This is a genomic window from Myceligenerans indicum, assembly GCF_016742955.1.
Classification (GTDB): domain Bacteria; phylum Actinomycetota; class Actinomycetes; order Actinomycetales; family Cellulomonadaceae; genus Myceligenerans; species Myceligenerans indicum.
The window spans coordinates 1-24,528 of record NZ_JABBYC010000030.1 but is presented as its reverse complement, the minus strand read 5'-3'; the positions used below and the strand labels follow the sequence as shown (position 1 = coordinate 24,528).

At 72.0% G+C, this 24,528-nt stretch carries 19 protein-coding genes; 7 read left to right on the top strand and 12 right to left on the bottom strand.

Annotated elements, in window-relative coordinates; all coding sequences use genetic code 11:
• Nucleotides 1–65: 65 nt before the first annotated feature.
• Together HGK34_RS14795 and HGK34_RS14790 are read right to left on the bottom strand one after the other, a co-directional pair.
• Complete coding sequence (locus HGK34_RS14795) at nt 66–1,034, bottom strand: sulfotransferase family protein (RefSeq protein ID WP_201848734.1); 969 nt, start codon at nt 1,032–1,034, stop codon at nt 66–68.
• Nucleotides 1,035–1,057: 23 nt separating this feature from the next.
• The gene (locus HGK34_RS14790; protein ID WP_201848732.1) at nt 1,058–3,313 is read right to left on the bottom strand and encodes a polysaccharide biosynthesis tyrosine autokinase; all 2,256 of its coding nucleotides are present in this window, start codon (nt 3,311–3,313) and stop codon (nt 1,058–1,060) included.
• Between the two features lie 193 nt (nt 3,314–3,506).
• On the opposite strand from HGK34_RS14790, the gene HGK34_RS14785 reads away from it, so the two are divergent.
• Nucleotides 3,507–4,778, top strand: coding sequence for a hypothetical protein (locus HGK34_RS14785; RefSeq protein WP_201848730.1), 1,272 nt, complete (start codon nt 3,507–3,509; stop codon nt 4,776–4,778).
• Here HGK34_RS14785 and HGK34_RS14780 read toward each other — a convergent pair.
• From HGK34_RS14780 to HGK34_RS14760, 5 genes are all read right to left on the bottom strand, one after another.
• Nucleotides 4,730–5,731, bottom strand: a complete 1,002-nt coding sequence (locus tag HGK34_RS14780; protein ID WP_201848728.1) for a glycosyltransferase — start codon at nt 5,729–5,731, stop codon at nt 4,730–4,732. The two genes, HGK34_RS14785 and HGK34_RS14780, sit on opposite strands and share 49 nt — an antisense overlap.
• On the bottom strand, nt 5,728–6,537 hold the full coding sequence (locus tag HGK34_RS14775; RefSeq protein ID WP_201848726.1) for a glycosyltransferase family 2 protein: 810 nt from the start codon (nt 6,535–6,537) through the stop codon (nt 5,728–5,730). Before HGK34_RS14775 ends, HGK34_RS14780 begins: the two co-directional genes overlap by 4 nt.
• 65 nt (nt 6,538–6,602) lie before the next feature.
• Entirely contained in the window at nt 6,603–8,156 is a 1,554-nt protein-coding gene (locus tag HGK34_RS14770; protein WP_201848724.1) for a sugar transferase, read from the bottom strand.
• A gap of 141 nt (nt 8,157–8,297) precedes the next feature.
• Complete coding sequence (locus HGK34_RS14765) at nt 8,298–8,939, bottom strand: LPXTG cell wall anchor domain-containing protein (RefSeq protein WP_201848721.1); 642 nt, start codon at nt 8,937–8,939, stop codon at nt 8,298–8,300.
• 95 nt (nt 8,940–9,034) lie between these two features.
• Nucleotides 9,035–10,909, bottom strand: coding sequence for a DUF4012 domain-containing protein (locus HGK34_RS14760; RefSeq protein WP_201848719.1), 1,875 nt, complete (start codon nt 10,907–10,909; stop codon nt 9,035–9,037).
• Between the two features lie 261 nt (nt 10,910–11,170).
• Here HGK34_RS14760 and HGK34_RS14755 point away from each other — a divergent pair, with 261 nt between their 5' ends.
• Both HGK34_RS14755 and HGK34_RS14750 read left to right on the top strand, forming a co-directional pair.
• On the top strand, nt 11,171–11,746 hold the full coding sequence (locus tag HGK34_RS14755; RefSeq protein ID WP_201848717.1) for an arsenate reductase/protein-tyrosine-phosphatase family protein: 576 nt from the start codon (nt 11,171–11,173) through the stop codon (nt 11,744–11,746).
• Between the two features lie 44 nt (nt 11,747–11,790).
• Complete coding sequence (locus tag HGK34_RS14750; RefSeq protein ID WP_201848715.1) at nt 11,791–12,030, top strand: DUF2530 domain-containing protein; 240 nt, start codon at nt 11,791–11,793, stop codon at nt 12,028–12,030.
• 75 nt (nt 12,031–12,105) lie between these two features.
• Here HGK34_RS14750 and HGK34_RS14745 read toward each other — a convergent pair whose 3' ends face one another.
• Together HGK34_RS14745 and HGK34_RS14740 are read right to left on the bottom strand one after the other, a co-directional pair.
• Nucleotides 12,106–12,903, bottom strand: a complete 798-nt coding sequence (locus HGK34_RS14745; RefSeq protein WP_201848713.1) for a DUF3027 domain-containing protein — start codon at nt 12,901–12,903, stop codon at nt 12,106–12,108.
• Nucleotides 12,904–12,926: 23 nt separating this feature from the next.
• Complete coding sequence (locus HGK34_RS14740; protein ID WP_201848711.1) at nt 12,927–13,304, bottom strand: cold-shock protein; 378 nt, start codon at nt 13,302–13,304, stop codon at nt 12,927–12,929.
• Between the two features lie 243 nt (nt 13,305–13,547).
• Here HGK34_RS14740 and HGK34_RS14735 point away from each other — a divergent pair, with 243 nt between their 5' ends.
• The 3 genes from HGK34_RS14735 (at nt 13,548) to HGK34_RS14725 (ending at nt 20,393) form a co-directional block, all read left to right on the top strand.
• Complete coding sequence (locus HGK34_RS14735; RefSeq protein WP_201848709.1) at nt 13,548–16,001, top strand: helicase-associated domain-containing protein; 2,454 nt, start codon at nt 13,548–13,550, stop codon at nt 15,999–16,001.
• A 67-nt stretch (nt 16,002–16,068) separates the two neighbouring features.
• Complete coding sequence (locus HGK34_RS14730) at nt 16,069–17,745, top strand: DNA repair helicase XPB (protein WP_201848707.1); 1,677 nt, start codon at nt 16,069–16,071, stop codon at nt 17,743–17,745.
• Between the two features lie 107 nt (nt 17,746–17,852).
• The gene (locus HGK34_RS14725) at nt 17,853–20,393 is read left to right on the top strand and encodes a TPM domain-containing protein (protein ID WP_201848705.1); all 2,541 of its coding nucleotides are present in this window, start codon (nt 17,853–17,855) and stop codon (nt 20,391–20,393) included.
• A 22-nt stretch (nt 20,394–20,415) separates the two neighbouring features.
• On the opposite strand, the gene HGK34_RS14720 is transcribed toward HGK34_RS14725, so the two are convergent.
• Nucleotides 20,416–21,195, bottom strand: a complete 780-nt coding sequence (locus HGK34_RS14720) for a type 1 glutamine amidotransferase (RefSeq protein ID WP_307815976.1) — start codon at nt 21,193–21,195, stop codon at nt 20,416–20,418.
• Between the two features lie 36 nt (nt 21,196–21,231).
• Between HGK34_RS14720 and HGK34_RS14715 the strand changes: the two genes are divergently transcribed.
• Complete coding sequence (locus HGK34_RS14715; RefSeq protein WP_201848703.1) at nt 21,232–21,816, top strand: NYN domain-containing protein; 585 nt, start codon at nt 21,232–21,234, stop codon at nt 21,814–21,816.
• Nucleotides 21,817–21,930: 114 nt separating this feature from the next.
• Here the strand turns inward: HGK34_RS14715 and HGK34_RS14710 are convergent, their stop codons facing one another.
• Together HGK34_RS14710 and HGK34_RS14705 are read right to left on the bottom strand one after the other, a co-directional pair.
• Nucleotides 21,931–22,632, bottom strand: coding sequence for an HD domain-containing protein (locus tag HGK34_RS14710; RefSeq protein ID WP_201848701.1), 702 nt, complete (start codon nt 22,630–22,632; stop codon nt 21,931–21,933).
• Between the two features lie 127 nt (nt 22,633–22,759).
• Complete coding sequence (locus HGK34_RS14705; protein ID WP_307815975.1) at nt 22,760–24,418, bottom strand: sensor histidine kinase; 1,659 nt, start codon at nt 24,416–24,418, stop codon at nt 22,760–22,762.
• Between the last annotated feature and the right edge of the window lie 110 nt (nt 24,419–24,528).

The window sequence follows — 24,528 nt, the reverse complement described above, 5'->3', positions numbered from 1 at the left end:
CGCGAGCCTGACCGCCGACCGGGTCCGAGGCCCGCGGCCACCGGAGCCGCACCTCGGCCCCGGGCTCAGACCCCGATCGCCTCCCGCGTCCTTCCGACGACGTCGTGCAGCACACCGAAGTCGGCACGCTCGTCGCGCAGCCTGCTCGACGTCGACCGGCGGGCAAGCGTGAGCGCCTCGGGGCTGGGCTCCAGCTCGCACGTCTCGAGCAGGCCCTCGATGGTCTTCCCGGGATGTCGTGCCAGGTCCTCGTAGCGCACGATCTCGTCGATCTCGTCGTTGGACGCGAGGAGGGAGCGCATGCCCAGGGACCACTCGGTCGCAGCCTTCTCCCCCGGGCTCGGGGAGCGCTCGCCCGCAGCGCCCAGTGCCGCCTCCACCGCCGGGTCGGCCGGGACGAGCTCGGCGCGCATGTGGTCCCACTTGCTGTCGTTCACGCCCCACCAGTCCTGGCCACCGTGCGCGTTGCGCTCGTTCCAGGCCAGGACCGAGTTCACGAAGTCGTCCGGGCGGCGAACGATGGCCACGATCTTGCAGTCCGGGAACAAGGCCCGCAGGAACGGGACGCGGTAGGTCATCTCCGGGTACTTGTCGACCAGCCGGCGGGATCGCACCACCGACAGGAAGTAGCCGAACAGGCTCTCGGCACGGGCACGCACCTCGGGGGTGACGTCCTGCGCTCCGAGCCGGAACCGCCCGCGGGGCGCGTAGAAGCCGCTGACATCCTCGCCGCGCTGGACCATGTTCCAGATCAGCTTCGGCTCGTTCAGCCAGGCGACGTCACGGTGCGCGCTGAGCAGCCTGCTCAGGTGGGTCGTTCCCGACCTCCCGATGCCGACGACGAACACCGGCCGGTCCACCTCACGGATCCCGAGGCGCATACCCAGGTCGAGGTTGGCCCGGACCACCGGGTTGAACCACTGGCCGCGCACCACGGCGGGCCGTCCCTCGAAGAACACGTAGGCGGCCAGCCTCCGCAGCGCCGGCGGTAGCCCGGCCGTGGTCACGTACTCCCGGTCGATCTGCGCAATCACTTGTCGGATGCTCCTCGCTCGTCTCAGTTGGGAGATGCCACGGGCGGCCACGGAACCGGGCCGACCGTGCCGCCCGCCGAATCGGCCGGTCTGTCGTCGAGAGCCGTGCCCTCCGGAGCTGCGTCCTCCAGGACGATGCCGTCCAGGTCGGCCTCATCCAGATCGGCCTCATCCAGATCGGCCTCATCCAGATCGGCCTCATCCAGATCGGCCTCATCCAGATCGGCCTCATCCAGATCGGCCTCATCCAGATCGGCCTGATCCAGGTCGGCGTCATCCGGGTCGGCCTGGTCCAGGCCCACATAGTCCAGGCCCACGCGATCCAGGCTCACTCGATCCGGACCCGCATGATCGCGACCCGGGTCGCCCGGGCCCGCATGATCCCGAACTGCCTCGCCCGAGCCCGCGCCGCCCACCTCGGCCCCGCCCCGATCGGCCCCGTCCGCGTGGACCATGCGCCCTTCCCCGGACCAGGGCGCCGCGTACTCGCCCGGCATCGTCTCGTCGTGGGGGCCGCCGGCCTCCCGCACGACCTCCGTCGCCGACGCCGGCCGGTCTGCGGTCGGGTCCGTCACGGCCGCGGCCGTCGCCACGGTGGCGACCGCGCCGACCGCGCCGACCGCGCCGACCGTGGCGGACGCTCCCGCCCCGAGAACCGTCGCCTGCGCGGCCCGTTCACCGCCCCCGCGTTCCCTCCGGCGTGCGGCCTCGCGGCCGACGGCACGGCTGGCGGCGCGGTCGGCCGAATGCCGCTCCGGGGCACGGCTCCCCATGCCTGGGATCCGATGGCCCAGACCAACGGTTCGGTCGCCGAGATGGCCCGCGCGACGGACCAGGCCTGTGGCGTGCCTGCCCAGTCCTGCGATCCCCCGGGCCAGGAGGGCGCTCGACGCTTCCCGGTGGCTCGTGACAGCCGGGGAGTCACTCTCGTCGCTCGCGTAGTACTGGTACTGGTAGCGGGACCGCTCGGTGAGTTCGCTCCGGTTGAGGACCGTGCCGACCAGGTCGGCGTCGACCGTGGCGAGCGCCCGGGCCGCCTCCTGCACCTGCGTGGTGTGCGCGACTCCGGCGCCGACGACGAGGATGGCGCCGCCGGTCATCTTCGCGAGGATCGCTCCGTCGGTCACCGGCAGGAGCGGTGCCGAGTCGATGAGGACGACGTCGTACTCCTTGGTGAGGCGCTCGATCGTCCTGACCATCTGAACCGACCCCAGCAGCTCGCTCGGGTTCGGCGGGATCTGGCCCGACGGCAGGACGTGCAGGTTCTCGTTGCCCCAGGGCTGCATGGCCTCGGCGAGATCGACCTTGCCGATCAGTACCGTCGTCAGGCCTACGGACCCCTCCATCCCGAGGTAGCGCGAGATGCTCGGACGGCGCAGGTCACCGTCGACGACGGCAACCCGCGAGCCCGCGTCGGCCAGCGTGATCGCCAGGTTGATCGACGTCGTCGACTTCCCCTCCCCGGGGAGCGCCGAGACGACCACGAAGCATCGTGAGCCCGTACCGACCTCGAGGAACTGGAGGTTCGTCCGCAGCCGGCGGAAGGCCTCGGCGCGCCCGTTGAGCGGGCTGTCGGAGACGATCAGGGGCTTCCTGGGGGTCTCGGCGTCGAACGGGATCACGCCGATCACGGACGCACCGGCGATCGTCTCGACGTCGTCCGGGGTTCGGACACGGGTGTCGAGCACATCGCGCAGCACGGCGATGCCGACGCCCAGCACGAGGCCTGCCAGCAGCCCGAGGGCGATGTTCAGCACCGGGCGGGGTGAGGCCGGCACGCCCGGCACGGTCGCATCGCGGATCGTGCTGACCTCGACCGGGGAGGTGCTGCTGCCTTCCTCCGTCTCGAGCTCCGCCACCACGGTGGCCAGGCTGTCCGCGACGCCGTTCGCCACTCCCGCGGCGACCGTGGGGGACTCGTCCTCGACGGAGATGTCGATCAGGACGGTGCCCTTGGGCCGATCGGCCGACACCCGGGACGCGAGCGACGCCGGCGTGTCCGCGAGACCGAGTTCGTCGATCACGGGCTCCAGCACCCGGGGGCTGGTCACCAGTTCCGTGTAGGAGGTCACCTGCTCGGCCGAGAAGGCCCGGCCGGCGACGAGTGCGCTCACCGAGTCGTCCCCGCCCCGCACGGAGACGAAGACCTGTGAGGACGCCTGATACCGCGGCGCCGCCAGCACGGTCACCATCACGGCAAGCACGACGACGACCACCACGGTTGCCGCGATGGTCATCCAGTACTTGCGGAGAACGCCGAGATACTCAGCCAGTCCCATAAAGCCTCCGGGCCGGTACGGACAGAAGAATCCACGGAAAGAAGACACGGCCTGCGCGATGCGCCGAAAATCACCTGCCTCCCGCTTGGGAGCGTATCCCGACAAGTCCGGGATCGCGCGTCGGCAATGCACCCCGTGCTGACTCTGACTATCGTGGGCGGCATCGTCCGCTGACGCGAGGAAAGCACCGGAAATGACGCTCGTCGCATCACCCGTGAAGGAGATCTCGAGCGATCCGGAAATCAGCCCGAGAGCGAGCCGACTGGTCATCGCGTCGACGATGATCATGTTCGTCGGAATGCTGCTCGGCATGAAGATCACGGGGCGCTTCGCGCTCTCGAACGTCGCGCAGATCTCCGGCACGGTGCTGTTGTTCCTGGCATTTCCGCGACTGCTGCGCCCGAAGGATCTCGTCCTGCTCGGGCTGGGCCTCGTGTCGACGGCGGTCGCGGCGGCCGCCGTGGCTCTGCGGTACGACTACACGGCCTCCCCGTACCACATCGGGTACTTCCTGCTGGCCTCGCTCTACCTGGTGGGCGTCTACCGCGCCTGCCGGGAACGGTCGGCGGGTCCCGCATTCGGCGAGGGTGTCCGGCGCGCGGTGCCGATCTGCCTGGTGGTGCTGCTGGTGGCCGGCGTGCTCGAGATCGCGCGGGGCGCCCCCTTCCCGACCCTCGGGTTCGACGACAAGTCGCACGGCTCGGTGGCTGCCTGCTTCCTCGCCTTCGCCGCGTTGCGCTTCCTGCGCGGACCGCAGCAGATCGTCGTCGCCCTCGCCCTGTTCGGCATTGCGTTGATCACTCCGTCCCGCCTCCCCTTCACGTTCGCGCCGTTCCTCCTCCTGGCGCTCGTGCTCGCATACCGGCGGGTTCGGCGGACGGCGCGGGCGGCGTGGCAGGTCTACCTCTCCCACCTGGTGCTGGCTTCCGCGTTCGGCGTCCCCGTCGCAGTCGGGCTTCTCGCGGGTGACCGCTTCACCGCCGGCCTCGACCGTATGCTCGCCGACGACGGCGCCGCCGTGGCCTCCACCGAGAGCCACCTCGACCTGATCCTCGCCGGAGCCCAGCTCAAGGTCGAGAACATCTGGAACATGCTGTTCGGCATCACTCCCGGTGGGTTCGCGAGTGTCCTGACCGCCAGCGACATCGACCTGCGCCTGTACCGGCTGCCGTACACCGCGATCGCGGAGGGGACGGCACCGATGCACTCCAGCCTCGGATCGATCCTGCTCGAGTTCCCCCTGTGGGTGGCGATCGGGTTCGTCGTCGTCGCGGTGCACGCGTTCAGCCGCCTCCTGCACCGCAGGGAGCTGACCTTCGCCAGCTTCTTCGTGGCACTGATCGCTGCGACGACGTTCTACTCCAGCCACAACGAACTGTTCTTCGTGATGTGTCTCGCCACCGTGCTGGTCCTCGCCTACTGCCCCGAGCGGGACCTCCGCCGCCAGGCGAGCCCCGCCGGGTAGCCGGCCATCTTCGCCACGTCCCCCACCACCACCACGGCCGGGACCGCTGCCAGGAAACGGAGCGTGGCACGAACGCCGGGCGGGCGCCGTCGCCAGGCGCGCCGGAAGAACTTGGCGCAGTACCCGGCGAATCCGAGCACGAGCAGGGGGCGAACCACCGCGGGAAAGGGGCCGAGCACACCGGCGACGCCGGCCGCGTACGCTCCGTACCGCAGCGCGTGCCGCTTGGGCCACAGCCCCGCCTTCCCGTCGCCGCGGGCGTAGCGGTAGTACTGCTTCGCGTACGCTCGCCAGGTCTCTCGCGCCGACCAGCGCGCGACCGCCGCCGGCTGCAGGACGAACCGGAGTCCGGCACGCTTCATGGCCAGGTCGAACACCAGGTCCTCGCAGTAGTCGAGCCACTCCGGGTAGCCCTCGGCGGCCTGCCACGCCTCCCGGGTGATGAGCAGCGACCGGCTCGACGGGAGGAACTCGTCGGGGTCGATCTCGTCGAGCAGTGGCATGAGCACCGATGCGAACAGCCGCTCGTTCCGCGACCCCCAGGTCGGCTCGAAGAAACCGGAGACGACGTCGACGTCTTGCGTCCTGGCGGCGACCAGCGCGGCGAGCCATCCCGCGTCCAGGCAGGTCCCGGCGTCGGTCACGGCGATGAGCTGGTGCTGGGCCCGCTCGATCGCGAGGTTCCGGCCCCGGGAGATGTTGGCACCCGGTGCCTCGATCACGGTGACCTTCATTCCCGCGGTCTCGCCCCAGGCCTGCAGGACCGGAACGGTCGCGTCCGTCGATCCCCCGTCGACCACCACCAGCTCGTCGGGCGGCAGCGTCTGCGCCCGGAGCGAGGAGAGGAACGCCGGCAGACCACGCTCCTCGTTCAGCACCGTCATCACGAGGGAGACCATGGGGGTGGCGTCCAGCCTCCGCCCGGTCGCCGGGGACGATCCCACGCCGCTCACGCGCGCACCCCGATCATCGCGCCCGCCGAGTCGATCCGGTGCAGCTGATGGGCGCGCCGTCCCATCGGCAGGAGACAGTACGGATGCTTCCGGTAGAACCGCCAGGCGCTGGCCAGCTCGTGCTTCCACGCGTGCGGTGAGAAGCCTCGTCCCGTCTCACGGCCCCAGCCGTGCTGCCAGCGCACGTCGCCGTCGACCCGCACGCTCAGCCCCTGCTGCCAGGCCCGCACCCCCAGGTCGGCGTCCTCGTAGTAGACGAAGAACCCGTCGTCCCAGCCCGCCAGTGCGTCGAACGCGCGCCGGGTGACCGCGAGCGCCGCCCCCATCACCCAGACGACGTCGGCCAGTTCCCCGGGTCTCGCGAATCGCTGGTACCGCTCGTCGGGCAGGCGGAACAGGTGCTTGGCCTTCCTGCTGAGGAAGGGTGTCCCGCGCCCGTTCTCCTGAGGCGTCCCGTCCACGTTGACCAGTTGTGGGGCGATGATCCCGCCGTATCGGCGTGCGTCGCCCGCGAGCGCTGCGATCCCGTCCGCGGTGACCGTGACGTCCGGGTTGCAGAAGATCAGCACCTCGGCGTCGACCGATGCGGCGCCGAGGTTGTTCGCCGCCGAGAACCCCACGTTGGACGGCAGGGCCAGTACCTGAGCGCCCAGGTCCTCCGCGACACGCGCGGAGCCGTCGGACGAGGCGTTGTCGACGACCGTCCACGGGTACCGGCCGAACGGCCGGTTCCGCCAGAACTCCGTCAGCGCCCGAGCGCTGTTGTACGTCACCGTGATCAGGGCGACGTCGCCGTCAGTGCCCACAGGCATTCTCCTCGTGGTGTCCTCCGGCAGCGCCGAAGGCCGCCGGTCGTTGTCTTGGGGCGGTCTCAGTACGCCCCGCTCGGCATGAAGACCTCACGCGCCGTGCGCAGGATGATCCCCACGTCCCCGAGCAGGGACCAGTTCTCCACGTAGTACAGGTCCAGCCGCACGCTCTCGTCGACCGGAAGGTCGTTGCGGCCGCTCACCTGCCACAGGCCGGTCAGCCCGGGCTTGACGAACAGGCGGCGTTTCCACGCCTCGTCGTACTGCCGCACCTCGTGGGCCACCTGCGGACGGGGTCCCACGAGGCTCATCTCTCCCTTGAGTACGTTGATGAGCTGCGGGAACTCGTCGATCGAGTACTTGCGCAGGAATCGGCCCACCCGCGTCACGCGGGGATCGTTCCGCGGTTTGTAGAAGACACCGGCCTCCGTGCCGAGCGCCTCCGTGAGCCGGGCCTCGGCACCCGGGCGCATGGAACGCAGCTTGTACATCGTGAAGGGTTCGCCGTTCAGGCCGATGCGCTGCTGGCGGAAGAACGCCGGCCCTGGAGAGGTGAGCCGGACGAGCCCTGCGCAGACCGTCAGCGGCACCAGCACCACTGCCAGGATGACCGTGGCGCCGACGACGTCGAAGGCACGCTTGGCGGCGTGCTGGAGCCCGGTGTAGCCGGGGTGCGTCACCTGGACCATCGGCACTCCGTCGACCGGCGTGATGAGGAGCCGTGGTGCGGCGACATCGGCCAGCCCGGGCACCACGACGAGCTTCGCACCGGTGGACTCGAGATCCCAGGCGAGCTGCTTCAGCGCGCCGGGTGTGGCCTCCTCGTGCCCTGTCACCGCCACGGCGTCGGCCTCCGCCCTCGCTGCTGCCTTCGCTGCCTGCGCGACGGTGCCGAGCACCGGTACCCCGTCGAGCGGCGACGCCGATCCCACACCCCCGCGCACGCAGACGCCCACCACCTCGAACCCCGCACCGCTCGCGCGCTCGATCCGCCGCCCCAGGTCACGTACGGCCTCGTGCGACCCGACCAGCACGGTGCGCCGGCGGCACTCGCCCCGCCGCCGGAGCTCGTGCAGGCGCCGTCGCAGGAACCACCGCCCGAGCAGGACCAGCGCGAGCCCTACGGGAAGTGTCACCGCGACGTAGGAGCGCGCCAGGTCGAACTTCGCGACGAAACAGGCCACGGCCACGATGCCGAACAACCCGAACGAGGCCCGAACCACGCGCAGGTACTCCTCGTGGCCTGCCCCGATGACTTCCTGCCGCCGGGATCCGGACAGGCCGAGGGCGAGCAGCCAGCCCTCCACGAGCACGACGCTCACGAGGACGTACAGCCCGCCTCTCGGTTCGAGCAGGTCCACCTCGACGGCGCGGTCGAACCGCAGGAAGTACCCGAGTCCCACGCCGAGGCTCACCGCGAGCAGGTCGTACACCAGGGCTCGCATGGTGACGCCGTCCTGCCAGCGGGCAGCGGCACCGCGCCTCGGCCGGGGGATGTCGACGTGGAACTCGCCGGGCCGCCCGGCGTCGTCCGACGGTCCGGAGAACTGCTCCTCCAGCACCTGGGTCTCACGATCCAGGTCAGGAACCGGAACGGCTTTTCCTTCGATCGTCACGATCCACCCCGAGATCAATCGGCAGTCTCCGAGCCGTGCGCAGCGGCCCGGAGGTCGGCGCACGGCTCGGAGGGTTGACGTGAGGTCGGCCTGGTCTCACCAGGGCCGCGAGGGGGACACCGCAGGGTGCCCTCTCAGGGATCAGGCCTTGCGACGGGCCCGGCGGACCACCACGAGCGTCGCGGCGCCGACGAGCAGAAGGCCTCCGGCCACGGCCAGGTAGGGAAGCCCTGTCGCGCCCGTGGCCGCGAGGCCGTGCGGCGGCATCGGCAAGACGGTCAGGCTCGCGCGGTCGGCGCACTCGGTCCCGTCCGGATCTTTCAACATCAGTGTGTAGTCGCCCGGCTTCAGGCCGGTGAGGCGGACGACGGACACCGTGTCGACGGGGGCATTCATGCTCTCGCTGCGAACGACGTTGCCGCCCTCGTCAACGACCATGAGGGTCACCATCTCCTGCTGGACGGCCGTGTCGATCCCGGCGGCGGCCAGCAGGGCAGCCATGGTGGCCCGCCCGGCCACCATCGGGGTCGTGAGGGCGCCTCCGGCAGCCATGACCCGCGTGGGGCCTGCTTCGGTACCGGCCGCCTCGAATTCCGCCAGGAGTTCCTCGTCGCAGCTCACACGGACGGCGACGGTGGTGTTCTCCGGGACCGTTCCGTTGCTGAGTTCGATCGTGCACGGGTAGTCGTCCGGGCCGTACTGGTCGGCCATGGCGCTCGACGCGCCGACGGGCATACTGATGGCCGCGAGCGCAAAGGCGGCGGCGGTAATGCGTCGGAGCATTGATCTTTCCCCTGTGATTGCGTTCTGCTGCGTGAAGGTGCGTGGAGCACCTGACTTCGAGAACCGGCAATATGCCGCCGGTGACCCGATATTCGTCATTCAGCCGCGCCCGCGAGGTCGTCAGAGATCGTGATATCCGCGGGCCTGGGACCCGGAGTAACACGAAGAATGATGTCTCCGGACTGACGCTTCCCGGTGATCATGGCATAGGTCACAGACACTGTCTCGCCGGGAGAAAGGTCAATGTTTCGGGAAGCCACCGAGAATTCGCCCTGCTTCTTAGGGGTAAGTCCGACTTCCCGGCCGTTCGAATACGCACCGGATATCCGCCCGCCCGCCGGGGCGTATACCAGTGAGCGCAGCCGGATCTCGCCGTGCCTCTCCGCGTCGCTCCCGGCGAAGTAGTCCGGCATCGTCTCGACCCGGTCCCGCGGGACCGTCGACGTGTACGTCACGGTCACCTCGAGCTTCCGCGACCCGTCCCGGCGTTCGGCGACCACCGACGCGGCCACCTTCGTGTCGAGGTAGTACGCGACCTTGGACATGTCGATCCCCTGGACGAACACGCCCACCACCGGGGAGTCGTCCCGGACGCCCGTCAGGGAACCGTCGAGAACGGTCCCGGCCAGGCGCCGGTTCACCGCGTCGTCGCTCGACCACACCAGGATCCGGCCCTGGCGAGCGGCCTCGGCGAGCGCGGACACCATGTCCCCGCCGTCCCCACTGTCCAGGGCGGCGATCCTGGTGAACGCCTGCGTCGCGATCCGCGCGAAGATCTCGTCCTGCACGCGCGGGTCCGGGTACTCGAAGTACACGTCGTGCAGGAGGTACCCCGCCAGCTCGTCGGGGTCGATCCGCACGTTCTCGGCGACGTCGACAGCACCGCCGCCGTGCAGCAGAGCCGCCAGCGCGACCGGGTCGGCCGTGAGGACGCCGTCGACCTGGTCGCCCGTCTCGCGCAGCCACATCTGGCGGGCGAGCTCCGCCGCCCGCGGGAAGTCCGGTGTCATGGTCACGTTCTGCATCCACCGCCCGACCTCGCCGCGAGTGCCCAGCACCGACCGCTCGTCCTGGGTCAGAGGGAGGACCGGCTCGTCGTACGGGCCCAGCCGGCCACCCGGCAGCTGGTCCACGAGGGTCACCTCGCCGCCGGCGGCCCGAAGCACGAGCACGGTGCCCGCGATACCGCCGAGGGCGCGGGGCTCGGCCGGGTTCTGCACGAGCACCAGGTAGTTCCGCGGCCCGTCCGCCCCGAGCAGTGGTGGAAGCACGTCGACCGCCCGCGCGGCCGTGGCAGTGGTCGTGCGCAGGCCGTCGAGCTGCGCACGGAGCCGTTCGACGGCGTCGCCGACCGGCGGGAGCATCGCGCCGTCCAGCATCCCGACGCGGTCGGCCGCCAGCTCCACGGACCGGTCCGCACGCACGACCTCAGGCGCGACGCGCCGCAGTCGCTCCAGATCGATCCGGCCGCCGTCCGGAGCCAGGACCTGCGGATCCATGAGCTCCGCGCTGCGCGCGAGGTCCGGCAGCGCGCTGCGCGCGAGCTCGTCGACCACCTCGGTCATCGTCGCGATCGCCTCGGCCGTGGGCCCCACCCCCGGCAGCTCACGCGCCACGGACCAGTGCGGGCCGCTCGTGGCCTCGTTCGCCCGGCTCGCCTCGTCCTGAAGCCGGGCGAGCTGCCCGGCGAGGCCGTCGGACCGCCCCGCCAGAGCCTCGCCCTGCAAGGTGGTGATGCTCTCCGCCGCGTCGCTCAGCGCGGCCCGGGCCCGGAGGGCATCAGCGGCCACCCACGCCACGGTCAGCACGAGCAGCAGCAGCGCGGCGGCCGCCGTCCACAGTCCGAGGCGCAGGACCCGGAGTCGTCTCGCGCTCCAGAACGGCTCGCGCACCCGGGGTGGCCGGGTCCACCGCCCACCCGACGCGGGCACCGCCGGTGTCGCGGGCTCCGGCCCGGACCCAGGTTCCACGGCGAACCGCGTAGCATCCGCCCATTTATCGCCCCATCCCGGATGTGTCACAGGCCCCCCGCCCGGAATTCCGATCTCGATTCCTCCGTGCCAGCCGTCAGCATCAGACATTCAGGCGGATACCTCCGGCGGAATGCGTCGACGCGCGATACGTTACCGGCGGGTTCACGACGAGTCCTGCGCAAGAATGATCGCCTGTCCCGACGTCGTCGCGCGCCGTCGCGCGTGTCCACGCAAACCCCCGACGAAAAGGTCCGCGTCATGCCGTACAACGTACTCACGGTCTGCACCGGGAACATCTGCCGTTCCCCTGCCGCGGAGGCACTGCTGTCCAGCCACCTCGACGGCTCCGTGCGCGTGGCCAGCGCGGGAACGAGCGCCCTGGTCGGCAGTTCCGTTCCTGACGAGATGGCCCAGCTCGTGACGGCCGCCGGCGGTGACGTCGCCGGATTCACCGCCCGGCAGGCGACTCCCGCCATGATCCGGGAGTCCGACCTCGTGCTCGCCCTCACCACGCGCCACCGCGCGTGGGTGGTGGACCAGGTCCCGGCCGCCGTCCGCCGCACGCTCACGCTGCGCGAGCTCGGTCGCCTGGTGAGCACCATCCCGCCCGGAACCCTTGACCCGTCCGCACTGCCCGACGACGCGGCCCGCCTCACGGCGCTCCTCCCCCTGGCCCTGGACGAACGCCGTCGGCACGCCGGGAGGCAGCACGACGACGACGTCGTCGACCCGTACCGGCGCTCCAGGGCCGCCTACCGTGCCTCGTTCGACCAGATCGCCCAGGGGCTGGCTCCGATCCTGCACGCCGTCGGCCGGCGCACCGGGGCCGCGTGACGCCCGCTCCGCACCCGCGCGCCCGGAATCCTTAGACTGGTCCCGTGCCGACCATCGTTGAGCTCCTGGCGCATCCGGAGCGCCGTCGCCCCAGTCCACCGGCCCCGCGGGCGAACCTCGCCCGCATCCTCCTGGTCGGCATGGCGATCTGGGCGATCGCGCTGATCTGCACGCTCGTGATGGTCCTGGCCGGCGCCGGGGACTGGACCGCGGTCGCCGTCTGCGGCACCGGGCTCCTGCTGGGTGCTCCCGGGATCCTCTGGGCCCGCAGGCGCAAGAACTGAGACGGCCGCGACGCCGTCGCGACCAGGCCCGGCCACGACCGTCCCCGTCGCGACGTCAGGGTGTCCCCGTCGCGGTCAGTCCTCGGCGGTGACCGACTCGATCGCGGCGTCGTCGACCAGCGGAGCCTGGTCGGGCCAGTCACTGGAGCGCGACTCGACGTCGGTCTCCGAGTGCGCGCCGCAACCGTGGTCGAGCGAGACCACCTTGCCGTCGTCGGGCGACCACTCGTTCGCGCACACGCCGAACAGCTGGCCCATCTCACCCGCGAGAGGGATGAGGAAGCCGCAGCTCAGGCACTCGGACGTGGAGGCGACCGCACCCGCCGACGTCGGGCCGCGCGATCCCCGGTACCAGCGCTCGGCGGCGGCATCGCGGCCCTGCGGCGACAGCACCCGCGCCCGGGCGAGGGCGAGCTCGTCGATCGCGACCTCGTCGACCTCGGGATCGCCGGTCGGCGTGTACCCCGGTTCGAGGCGTGGGTCGTCGGCACGGAACGGCAGCACGTCCCCCGAGCCGATGTCACCCGGCCGCAGCCGTTCGGCCCACGGCGTCCAGGCCGGCGCGAGGATCGCCTCGTCCCCGGGCAGGAGCTCCACCTCGCACACCGTCGCGGTGCGGCTGCGCGGGACACGAGCCACGGTGACGGTCCAGTGCCAGCCGCGGTAGCCCTTCATCGTCGCCGCGAAGCGGTGGGACACCAGTCGGTCGGCCTCCAGCGCCGTGCCGAGGTGCTCGCCGACGTCCGCCGGATGCTCCGCGATGTCCTGGGCCGCGGCGCGCGCCAGCTCCACGGCTCCGTTGAGCACGGCGTCGCGGCTGGTCCGTGTGGTGCGTCGAGCGGTGGTCCGCCGAACTGGTGCTGTGGTCGTCACTGTGGGCCTCACGAGGTGGTCGGTCAGGCCGCGAAGTCGTCCGCGACCTTGCGCAGCATCTTCGCGATCTTCTCGGAGTTGGCGGGATAGCGCCCCTTGCGCAGGCTGTTCGCCGCCACGTCGAGCAGCTTGTGCAGGTCCTCGACGATCACGGCCATGTCCTCAGGAGGCGTGCGCTTGTTCTTGGCGACCGACGGAACCGTGGCGTCGAGGACGCGGACGGCCAGCGCCTGGGGCCCCTTGCGCCCGTCGGCGACGCCGAACTCGACCTTCGCCCCGGGACGGGGCACCACGCCCTCGGGCAGCGCCGAGGCGTGGAGGAACACCTCGCCGCCGTCATCGCTCCCGATGAAACCGAAGCCACGGTCGGCGTCGAACCACTTGACCTTGCCGGTGGGCACCTGAACCTTCTCCTGCTGTGCGGCGAGCGGGCTCGCCGTTACGGACTGGGGCGGTCGCAGCTCGTCGTCCGCGCACGCGTGTGAACTGCTGACCAGAGAACAAGGTTACCGGTCCCGCGCCGCGGGCGCCGCATCCAGGCCGCACGGGCCCGCAACTCCCGCGCCGAGCGGGCCACGACGCGCAACCTCCGCGGCCCCGTGGAGCCCGCGGAACGCCAAGGTTGGCCACGTAACATTGCCGAGATGGCCTCATCGCTCCACGAGGCGCCCGCATCGGCCACCCGGCGTTTCGCCGAGGACCTCCGCCAGCGCTCGGACACCGCGCTCGTCGCGTTGCTGCGCGCACGGGGTGACCTGGCCGTCCCGTCACCCGCCACGCTCCGCTCGCTCGCCGCCAGGGCATCGAGCCACACGTCCCTGGAACGCGCCCTGGCCCAGGTGGACGCTCTGGTGCTGCAGGTGGTGGAAGCGGTCACGGCCGTCGGCGAGCTGCGCCGTGCACAGGTCGCGCACGTCGTCGGCGCGGCGCACGGCGCGGAGGCTTCGTCAGCCGTGTCACAGCAGATCGACCAGGCTCTCGACGTCGCCCTGACGGCCGCCCTGGTGTGGGACGACGACGGGGTGCTGCGACCTTCCCCGGGACTCGAGGAGGTCTTCGGGCACTACCCGGCCGGGCTCGGTCCCGTCGTCCAGGACAGGGCGAGCGACACCGGGCAGGACCTGGCCGAACTCCTCCGCGAGACGCCGCCCGAGCAGCGCGCGGTCCTGGACGCGCTCGCCTGGGGGCCGCCCGCCGGCCGCGTCCCGCCCGGCGGCACCCGGCAACGCGCGGCCGTCGATGCCCTGGTGGCCCACGGCCTGTTGACGCGCGCCGACGCCCAGCACGTCCTCCTGACCCGGGAGGTGGGCCTTGCGCTGCGGGACGGCCGCACGCACCGCACGCCCGCGCTGCGCCCCGAGCCCGCCGGCCACGACGTCGCCGCGGAGACGGTCGCCGCCGAGTCCGCGAGCGCCGCCCTGGAGCTCGTCCGCCGGGTATCCGTGCTGAGGTCGGCATGGGCCGACGATCCGCCCCGGGTGCTGCGTTCCGGTGGCCTGGGCGTACGCGACCTCCGGCGGCTCGCCGCCGTGCTGGAGTGCGACGAGCCCGAAGCGGCGTTCGTCGCCGAGACCGCAGTTCAGGCGGGGCTGATCGGGGACGACGGAGAGGTTGAGCCGTCGTTCGTGGCGTTGGACGAGGTGTGGTCGGAACTGGACGACGCCGCCCGTTGGGCGGTGCTCGCACGCGCCTGGGCCGTCTCGCCCCGCACCCCGTGGCGGGTCGGGACGAGGGACGAGGGCGGGATGCTGCGGTCCGCGCTCTCGCCGGACCTGGAACGTGGGTGGGTGCCCCGGCTGCGCGGCGCCGTCCTGCGGGTCCTGGGCGGGAGCGCGCGAGCCTTGTCGCCCGACGACGTCGTCGCGGCGCTCACCTGGGAGGCTCCCCGCAACGCCCCGCCGGAGACCGCGGTGCGCGGCCTGCTGTCCGAGGCGGCCTCGCTGGGCGTGACGGGTGCCGGCGCGATGTCGCCACCGGGACGGGCCGTCCTGGCGGCGATGCACCGCGACCCGGTGGCTGCGTCCGGTGCGGCGTCGCGCGAGCGCGGCGACCGGGCCGGGGCGGGCGGCGACCGGGCCGGGCACCGGCCCCCGCCGGCTTCCGGCGCCGATCCTCTCGCCGAGGCGTTGCGCGCCGTGCTGCCCGAGGAGGTCGACGAGATGCTGTTGCAGGGTGACCTCACGGGCGTCGTCCCCGGGAGGCCGTCACGGGCGCTGGCGAGCCTGGTCGAGTTCGCGGCGGACACCGAGTCGCGCGGGGCGGCCACGACGGTGCGGTTCTCGGCGGCGTCGGTGACCCGCGCGCTGGACCGCGGACGTTCGGCCGAGGATCTGCTGGCGGCTCTCGCCCGGCACTCACCCGTCCCGGTGCCGCAGCCGCTGGAGTACCTGGTGCGGGACACGGCCCGGCGGCACGGCGCGGTCCGGGTGGGGGTGGCGTCGTCGTACCTGCGCGCCGCGGACGAGGCGACACTCGCCGGGCTGGAGCGGGATCCCGCCCTCGCGCATCTCGGGCTCTTCCGTCTCGCGCCGACGGTCCTGGCGGCGACGGCGCCACCCGCGCTGCTGCACGAGACGTTGCGTGAGAGGGGCATCGTCTCGGCGTTGGAGGGGCCGGACCGCAAGGTTCTCGACGTGCGGCACCGCCGCGAGGGCCACGGGCCGGGAAGGCCCGCGCCGAGCGGCGCGGCCTCCCGTGCGGGACGCGGCAGGGGCGCCTCCGTGACGGGTCCGCCCGTCCGCTCGGAACCCGATCTGTCCGCGCTGGTGGCGGAGTTGCGCGTCGGCGGGCATGCGACCACCCCGGCAAGCCCCCGTTCCCGCGACGGCATGGAGTCCCCTTCCTCGCCGGCGTCGGACACGGACTCGGGAACACAACCACACGCCGACGGGTTGGCTCTGCTGCGTGAGGCCGTGCGGGACGGCCTGCTGGTCCGGGTCGACATGGTCGGCGCGGCCGGGAAGCTGGAGCAGCGCACCCTGCGCCCACTGCGTCTGGAGGGCGGGCGGTTGCGCGCCCTCGATCCGGCCCGTGACGCGGAGCTCACGGTGGCGGTGCACAGGATCGCGCGTGTCGCCGCGCCGGACGACGCCTCGTAGGAACCACGCCGGATGAGCACGCTCGGTGGCGCATGACGCGCCGTAGCACGACAGAAGGAGAACGCCCATGGCCGACGGCCCCCTGATCGTCCAGAGCGACAAGTCGCTCCTGCTGGAGGTGGACCACCCCCGGGCTGCTGCCGCGCGCCGTGCGATCGCGCCGTTCGCCGAGCTGGAGCGCGCCCCCGAGCACATCCACACCTACCGGCTGACCTCCCTGGGGCTGTGGAACGCGCGTGCGGCCGGGCACGACGCCGAGCAGGTGGTCGACACCCTCATCGAGTTCTCCCGCTATCCGGTTCCTCACGCTCTGCTGATCGACGTCGCGGAAGTCATGGCGCGGTACGGCCGCCTCCAGCTCACGACTCACCCGACCCACGGCCTGCTGCTCACCGCCACCGACAAGGCCGTGCTGACGGAGGTGTTGCGCAGCAAGCGGACCTCCGGTCTCGTCGGGGAGCGGATCGACGAGCTGAGTGTGGTCGTGCACCCCTCGCAGCGCGGCCATCTCAAGCAGGTGCTGGTCAAGCTCGGCTGGCCGGCCGAGGACCTCGCGGGATACGTCGACGGCGAGGCGCACCCGATCGCCCTGACGCCCCTCACCACGCCCCGGTCCGCGGGCGAGGAACCGAGCGAGTGGGCTCCGCGGCCCTACCAGTCGCAGGCCGTGGAAGGGTTCTGGCACGGCGGGTCGGGCGTGGTGGTGCTGCCGTGCGGCGCGGGCAAGACGATCGTGGGCGCGGGCGCGATGGCGAGGTCCGGGACGACGACGCTCATCCTGGTGACCAACACGGTCAGCGCCCGGCAGTGGCGCGACGAGCTGGTACGGCGCACGACGCTGACCGAGGACGAGATCGGTGAGTACTCGGGCGCGAAGAAGGAGATCAAGCCGGTCACGATCGCCACCTACCAGGTGCTCACGACGAAGCGGAAGGGCGTGTACACGCACCTGGAGCTGCTCGACGCCCGCGACTGGGGCCTCGTCCTCTACGACGAGGTGCACCTGCTCCCGGCACCGATCTTCCGGATGACCGCGGACCTCCAGGCGCGGCGTCGCCTGGGCCTCACCGCCACGCTGGTCCGGGAGGACGGCAAGGAGGACGAGGTGTTCAGCCTGATCGGCCCCAAGCGGTTCGACGCGCCGTGGAAGGACATCGAGGCGCAGGGCTACATCGCGCCGGCGGACTGCGTCGAGGTGCGGCTCACGCTTCCTGAGTCGGAACGCATGACGTACGCGACGGCCGAGCCGGAGGACAAGTACCGGCTGGCGGCCTCCGTCCCCGGGAAGAACCGTGTGGTGGAGGCACTGGTCGCGCAGCACCCTGACGACCAGGTGCTCGTGATCGGCCAGTACGTGGACCAGTTGGAGGAGCTGGCCGCGCACCTGGGCGCACCGCTCATCACGGGGTCGACCACGGTCCGGGAGCGGCAGAAGCTCTTCGCCGCGTTCCGCGACCGCGAGATCTCCCGCCTGGTGGTGTCGAAGGTCGCCAACTTCTCGGTCGACCTGCCGGAGGCGTCGGTGGCGATCCAGGTGTCGGGAGCGTTCGGGTCGCGGCAGGAGGAGGCTCAGCGACTGGGCAGGATCATGCGTCCCAAGCAGGACGGGCGCACGGCCCACTTCTACGCCGTCGTCGCCCGTGACACGGTGGATCAGGACTTCGCGGCCCACCGCCAGCGGTTCCTGGCGGAGCAGGGGTACGCGTACCGCATCATGGACGCCGAGGATCTCCCGGCGGTGTGACCGGAACACGGGCCGGGCCTCGTCACGGGGCCTCGTGCACCCGCACGGATCCCGCTTATCACCTTGTCTGATTTGCGGGCTTCCCGACACGGGGCGACCATCTTGTCGTGACCCAGTCCCCCGCTGCCCCAATTCATCCGGTTCCGGATGACGACGCCGGTACGCCGTCGTCACGGCACACCGTCCTCGCGGGCGTGATCGCCGGTGGTGTCCTCATCGGCCTGTTCAGCGCGGCCTTCGCCATCAGTGGGGCGACGCTGCGGGAACGCGCCGAGGCCGACGTCGTCGGCTCCGACCACGACGCGTCCCTCGCCTCCGATCCCGCACCGACCGGCACCCAGCTCCTGTCCGCCAAGGTCCAGGCGGCGACGATGCAGGACATCCTGCCGTCGGCGATGCCGATCCTCGTCGACGCCCCCGTCACCGACGAGGCCGGTGTCCTCTCCCCCGAGGAGTACGCGCGGGTGTCCGACGCCGTCTCGGCGGTCGAGGAGGAGACCACACTGCGGCTCTTCGTCGTGTACCTCGAGACGTTCGACGGCATCGCGCCGGAGGACTGGGCCGACGCCACGGCCACGAAATCGGGCCTCATGCCCGAGGAACTGCTCCTCGCCATCGCGACCGCGGACCACGTCCAGGGCCTGTCGGTCGACGTCAACGGGCCCGTCTCGAGCCGTGACCACAAGGCGATCATCGCCGCCGCGCGGCACGCCGTGAACGACGGCGCCTGGGTCGACGCCGCCACCGACGCCGCGGACGCGGCGATCGCCACCCGCGACGACGGCGCGTCGGCCTGGTGGAAGGCTCTCGCGCTGCTGGTCGTCGTCGCGATCGGCGCCGCCCTCGCGGCCGGCTGGTGGTACGTGCGCCATCGGCGACCTGCGCGCCGGCAGCTCGCGGAGGCACACGCCGGCCCGGACGACCGGGCCGTCCTGGCAGCTCAGGAAGGCCTGGGCACGGAGGACGGCGGGCATGACCTCCCCGACGCCGCTCCGCGAGGCGTTCCGGAGCCCGTCGGCGCGGTGGCCCTCGCTGCCGGGGAGCCCGCAGCCTCCGCGCACGTGGCCGCGACGACCACGGTCCCCGCAGCGGAGACGGTTGCCCCGGACCTGGCGCCCGCACCGATCCTGCCCGCCCGGACCACGCCCGCACCGACACCACCGGCTCGGTCCCTGCCGGATCGCGCAGTACCGGATCGCGCAGTGCCCGATCGCGCAGTGCCCTCTTCGAGGGTTCCTGCCCCGGCGACGATGTCGGCCGGCGGTGGCAGGTCCGCCGGCCTGGTCGGTCCGACGGACCTGACCGACGACTACCTGACCGACGACGACCTGACCGACGACGACCTGGGTGCCCAGGTCGACGGCGCGCTCGTCACCCTTGACGACGCGCTGCGCACCTCGGCACAGGAACTCGAGCTGGCGCGGGCGCGGGCACGCGACGGAGCCGTCCACGATCTCGAGATCGTTCTCGCCGACGCGACCGAGATGACCCGGGACGCGTTCACCCGGCGCGCCGCGCTGCAGGCCGCGGACGAGGACACGTGGCGGGACGTCGCCCGAGAGGCCCTGCGGAGCTGCGCCGAGGCGTCGAAGCTGCTCGACTCCGGGACCGTGCCGCTGGAGGATTCCCGCCGGCTGAAGGCCCGCGCGAACCGCCTCCTCAACGAGTCCTGGCAGCGGGCGGGCGAGTTCGACCGGCGGATCGAGCAGGCCCGCGAGCAGCTTCCCGAACTCGCCGGCATCTTCCCCGCGGACGCCGTCGCGCCGGTGGCCGACAACGTCGAACTCGCCGATCAGCTCGTCACGGACGCCCGCCGGGCGATCGACACGGGCCGCGCCGCCGGCGCGAAGCGCGACCGCGCGTTCGCCGCCGCGGCCGCCCGCAGCGCGCAGAACGCTCTGGGCCTCGCGGAACGGCTCCTGAACGAGGTGGACTCCGCCCGCGCCGACCTCGACGGTGCCATGACCCGGCTCGACAAGGCGGTGACGTCACTCGCCGGGGACGTGGCCGACGCCGAACGCGTCGCCGGTGGCGACCCGCAGGCGGCGATGGCCCGGACCACGGCACGTGCGGCGCTCAAGCAGGTCGAGATCTCACGCGAGGACGCCGACCCGTTCACGCTGCTGGCGCGGATCGCCGCGGCCGAGGGAGCCCTGGACCGCGCACTTGCCCGCCACCGGGAGCCCTCGGAGGTCAACGCGCGCGCCGCCGCGCTGGTGCGCGACACGCTCAGCAGGCTCGACGTGCGACTCCGCCAGCTCGATGCGCTGATCACCACGCGGCGCGCCGTCGTCGGCCCCGACGCACGGATGCACCGGTCGGAGGCCGCACGTCTGACGGACGAGGCGCGTGATGCGCGGGCACGGTCGGACGCCGCCGCCGCGCTGGACCTCGCGCGCCGCGCCGACGCGCAGGCCTCCCAGGCTCTCACCGCCGCCAGGCGGGACGCCGCGGCCGACGACGTGCCGACAGGCATGCCGCTGGCCGGGATCAACCTCACGCTCGACGGACGGCGCGGGCACGGCGCCGGGAGCGGTGCCCGGGGCGGCCTGCTGGGCCTGCTGACGCGGTCACCGGGTCACGTGCGCACCGGCGGCATCGGTGGAGGGTTCGGGGGCGGCGGCTTCGGGTCCGGCCGGACGGTCTGAGCCGGCTCCCTGTCAGGGTCGCTCAGCCACCGGCCCGGACCGCGGCCACGAAGGCGTCCGCCAGGCCGTCGCCGAACCCGGCGGCGGCCTCGGCATGCTCCTCGATGTCGGCGACCACGGCCACGGCGTCGACATCGCCGCACTGGGCGGCCCAGCGCGCCGCGAGTTCGGTGCCCGCCTCGGGATGGAACTGCACGCCGAGCGCCGACCCCCAGCGGAATGCCTGGTAGGGGTACATGTCGCTGGAGGCCAGCCAGGTGGCGTCGCCCGGCAGCTCGACGATGGCGTCGGCGTGCATGCTCACCGCGCGCGTGACGGCGACGGCGTCGGCGCCCGCGGCGGGCGACGGGCCGGAGGGCGACGCGAGCGCCGGACCGGTCACCGGGTCGTCGAGCGCGGCGGCGCGCCAGGCGATGGCAGCCGCGCCCGCCTCGCGCCCGGGCGGTGCCGAAACCTGCACCGACCCGCCGCCCGCAACGGCAAGGAGCTGCCCGCCGAGGCAGATGCCGAGCGTTGGGACGCCGGACCGTGCGGCATCGGCGAGCAGGTCACGGACGGCGGGCAGCCAGGGCGCGTCCTCGTCGGAGTAGGCCGACATGGTCCCGCCGAGCACGACGAGGGCGTCACCGACGTCGTCCGTGGCGGGAATGGGTTCCCCCGCGAACGCCAGGACGAGACGCACACCGGCGCCGAGCCGTGCGGCGAAGCGGTCCATGGGGACATCACGGTCGTTCTGGATCACGGTGATCCGCGGCGCGGCGGCGAGGGCCACAGGGCTGTCGGAAGGCTCAGAGGCAAGCACGATCGCTCAAAGTACAGGCACGGCTACGCTTGGTCCATGTCCGTTCCGTCAGCGCAGGCTTCGCCGCGTCGCACCTATCTCATCGTCGACGGCGAGAACATCGACGCGACCCTCGGGATGAACGTCCTGAACCGCAGGCCCGCGCCGGACGAGCGGCCCCGCTGGGACCGCATCTCCGCCTTCGCGCAGAAGGTCTGGTCACAGGACGTCGTGCCGCTGTTCTTCCTCAACGCGACGTCGGGTCAGATGCCGATGCCGTTCGTCCAGGCACTGCTCGCCATGGGGTACCGGCCCATCCCGCTCGCCGCACAGGGCGGGGAGAAGGTGGTCGACGTCGGCATCCAGCGCACGCTGGAGGCGTTGCGCGACCGTCCGGGCGACGTGCTGCTGGCCAGTCACGACGGCGACTTCCTGCCGCAGGTCGAGGATCTCCTGGACGACGAGGACCGGCGTGTGGGCCTGCTCGGCTTCCGGGAGTTCGTCAACGCGCGCCTCGCCGAGCTGGAGGAGCACGGTCTGCACATGTATGACCTGGAGGGCGACGCCGACGCGTTCACGACCCTCCTGCCACGCGTGCGGATCATCCCGATCGAGGAGTTCGACCCGGTCAAGTACCTCTGACGCGGGCGACTCCGAGCGCGGACAACTCCGAGCGCTGACGACCCCCAGGCCGCCTGCTCCCTCGCCCGCTCCGGAGGCAGGCACCTCCGGGGCGGCGGGGCGCAGCGGGCGCCGTCAGTTGTTCTCCGCTGCCAGCGCCGCCTGCTTCTTGCGCAGCCGGTGAAGCTCCGCGTCGAGGTTCTGTCGTGCCGGTTCCTCCCAGGCCGCCCCCATCGGGGAGCAGAACAGCGACTCGCGCGCCAGGAGCTTCGACACGATGTTGATGCGTGCGGTCAGGTAGTCGGGCAGCGGAATGTGCTCGTACTCCGCACGTACGGAGGCGGTGTACTCCTTGTAGCGCTGAGGTTCGGCGGCGAGCATCGCCAGATCGGCGTCGTTGAGCACGCAGGCATCGAAGTCCGTGAGCTTCGGCGCATGCCGCAGCAGCCCGTTGACCAGGTTCGCCACCCTGTCGGCGGATTCGGCCGGCACACCGAGCCCGGTCAGCTCCTCACGCGCCAGCTCGGCGCTGGCGGAGGTCTGCTCACCGCCCCGGGACGCGTAGGCGGCCTTCGACGCGGCGTCGAACACCGCACCGTGGTACCAGGCGGCCAGCCGCACGACGTCGGGCGAGTGCGTCTCCTCGGCGAGCTCGTCCACACGGTGCAGTACCGCCCCGAGATGCCGCAGGTCATGGAAGTGCCGGTCCGGACCGGACCAGCGTTCGACGAGGTCCTCCCCCGCCTGTTCGATCTCCTGGACGTCGGCTGTCGCACCGATCCCGGCGGCGCTCCGCACGAACGAGGAGATATACCACTCCGGCGCCATGACGCCCATGCGATCAAGACCTTCGGTTCGGTGACACGTTTCCGGCGGCCAGGTGTGGCTGCCCTCTTCCTTCAGCCTATTACCGCGTGCACCGTGCGGGGTACGCCCCGGAGGCACGTGTTCCTCGGCCGCGCCGTCACGCGGCGGGGGACCGAACGTCCTCCAGGCCGGGGAGGGTGACGCGAACCGTCAGACCGCCTCCGGGTGTCGGCGTCACATCGATGGCGCCGTCGTGCGCGTCCACGATCGCCGCGACGATCGCCAGCCCGAGCCCCGAGCCGCCGGAGGAGCGGTTGCGGGAGGAGTCGGCGCGGTAGAACCGCTCGAACATCCGCTCCGCGTGCTCCCCGGTCACGCCCGGACCATGGTCCCGCACCTCGATCACCGCCTCGCCGTCCGGTCCACGGCCGACGGCGATCTCCGCCGGCGAACCGGCGGGCGTGTGCTGTGCGACGTTCCCGATGAGGTTGGTGAGGACCTGCCGCAGCCTGCCGCCGTCCCCCTCGGTCATCACCGGGCCGGCGACCCCTCGGTCGGGGCCGGAGAGGCCGCGTGCAGCGGCGTCGCCTGGCTGCGTGTCCTCCTCGTCGACGCCGCCCAGGCCGACGACGCGGACCTCACGCGACGGGTCGAGGGCGTGCAGGTCCTGCGCTCCCTCCTGGGCGAGGTCGGTGACGTCGACCGGCGCGTGCGCCAACGGGCGCCCCTCGTCGAGGCGTGCGAGCACGAGGAGGTCGTTGACGAGTGTGCCCATTCGTCGGGCGGCGTCCTCGACGCGGTTCATCGTGTCGGCCACGCGCTCACCGTCGGGGCCGTCGGGACCGTCCAGCGCACCCATCCGGTACAGCTCCCCGTATCCGCGGATGGTGGCGAGCGGGGTGCGCAGCTCGTGCGACGCGTCGGACACGAACTGCCGCATCCGCGTCTCGGAGGCCTCACGCGCGGAGAAGGCGGTCTCGATCTGGGCCAGCATCGAGTTCAGCGACTCGGCCAGTGATCCCACCTCGGTGGACGGCGGTGGGGCCGGCACGCGCCGGGACAGATCCCCGGCGGCGATGGACGCCGCGGCCGTCTCGATCTCCCGCAGCTGCCGCAGGGAGCGCCCGATCATCAGCCAGGCGAGGACGAGACCCAGGAGCACGATGCCGAGACCCGCCAGTACGAGAGTGCGTGACAGGATCTCCAGTGCGGCGTCGACCTTTCCGAGCGGCAGTGCCACGAAGGCGGTCTCCGGCGCGCTCACGTCCGTGGTGTTGGCGTTCACGAACGGGTAGACGCGCCACCTCGTCGCCTCCTCCGACCCCCAGACGGCACGCACGGTGAACGGCTGACCCGCACGCTGCGCCACCTCGTCGTACGTCAGATCGGGGATGTCGGGATAGCCGAAGGTCTCGACGCTGGCGTCGGTGCGGACCGGCTTGACGTTGCCGCTGGCGTACCGGTACTCGACGTAGTAGTCGCTCGGCAGGCCGTTCGCGCTCTGCAGGGACGGGGCCACGGAGACGAGCGCGGGGGCCTTCAGCTTCAGCTGGTCGTCCACCTGGCCCACGAGGTACTGGCCGACGATGCCGCGTGCAAGCAGGCCGGTGACGATCAGTCCTGCGACGACCAGGAACGCCGTGATCGCCACGAGCCGGTCACGCAGGGGGATCGCCGCGATCCAGTCGGCGGCCCACCTGACGATGCCGCCCGGAGCGTCCTGGACCGCCTCGGGCCGGCGTTCCCCGGACCCGGCGAGCGACGTGTCGTCGGCAGGTCCGGCCTGGTCGTCCGGTTCCGTGGGCGGGCGTGACACGTCGAACGCCACGCGGCCCGGCGCGGGCGCGGGCGCACCTCCACGCGGCGGAGATCCGCCGGGGGCGAAGGGCTGTCTCTTATACACATCTGACGCTGCCGACGATAAGG

What these genes read in the sequence shown, in the direction of transcription:
- HGK34_RS14715 (WP_201848703.1), top strand. Translation starts at nt 21,232, where the DNA reads ATGTCCGTTCCGTCAGCGCAGGCTTCGCCGCGTCGCACCTATCTCATC.
- HGK34_RS14765 (WP_201848721.1), bottom strand. Translation starts at nt 8,939, where the DNA reads ATGCTCCGACGCATTACCGCCGCCGCCTTTGCGCTCGCGGCCATCAGT.
- HGK34_RS14730 (WP_201848707.1), top strand. Translation starts at nt 16,069, where the DNA reads ATGGCCGACGGCCCCCTGATCGTCCAGAGCGACAAGTCGCTCCTGCTG.
- HGK34_RS14755 (WP_201848717.1), top strand. Translation starts at nt 11,171, where the DNA reads ATGCCGTACAACGTACTCACGGTCTGCACCGGGAACATCTGCCGTTCC.
- HGK34_RS14735 (WP_201848709.1), top strand. Translation starts at nt 13,548, where the DNA reads ATGGCCTCATCGCTCCACGAGGCGCCCGCATCGGCCACCCGGCGTTTC.
- HGK34_RS14710 (WP_201848701.1), bottom strand. Translation starts at nt 22,632, where the DNA reads ATGGGCGTCATGGCGCCGGAGTGGTATATCTCCTCGTTCGTGCGGAGC.
- HGK34_RS14790 (WP_201848732.1), bottom strand. Translation starts at nt 3,313, where the DNA reads ATGGGACTGGCTGAGTATCTCGGCGTTCTCCGCAAGTACTGGATGACC.
- HGK34_RS14785 (WP_201848730.1), top strand. Translation starts at nt 3,507, where the DNA reads ATGACGCTCGTCGCATCACCCGTGAAGGAGATCTCGAGCGATCCGGAA.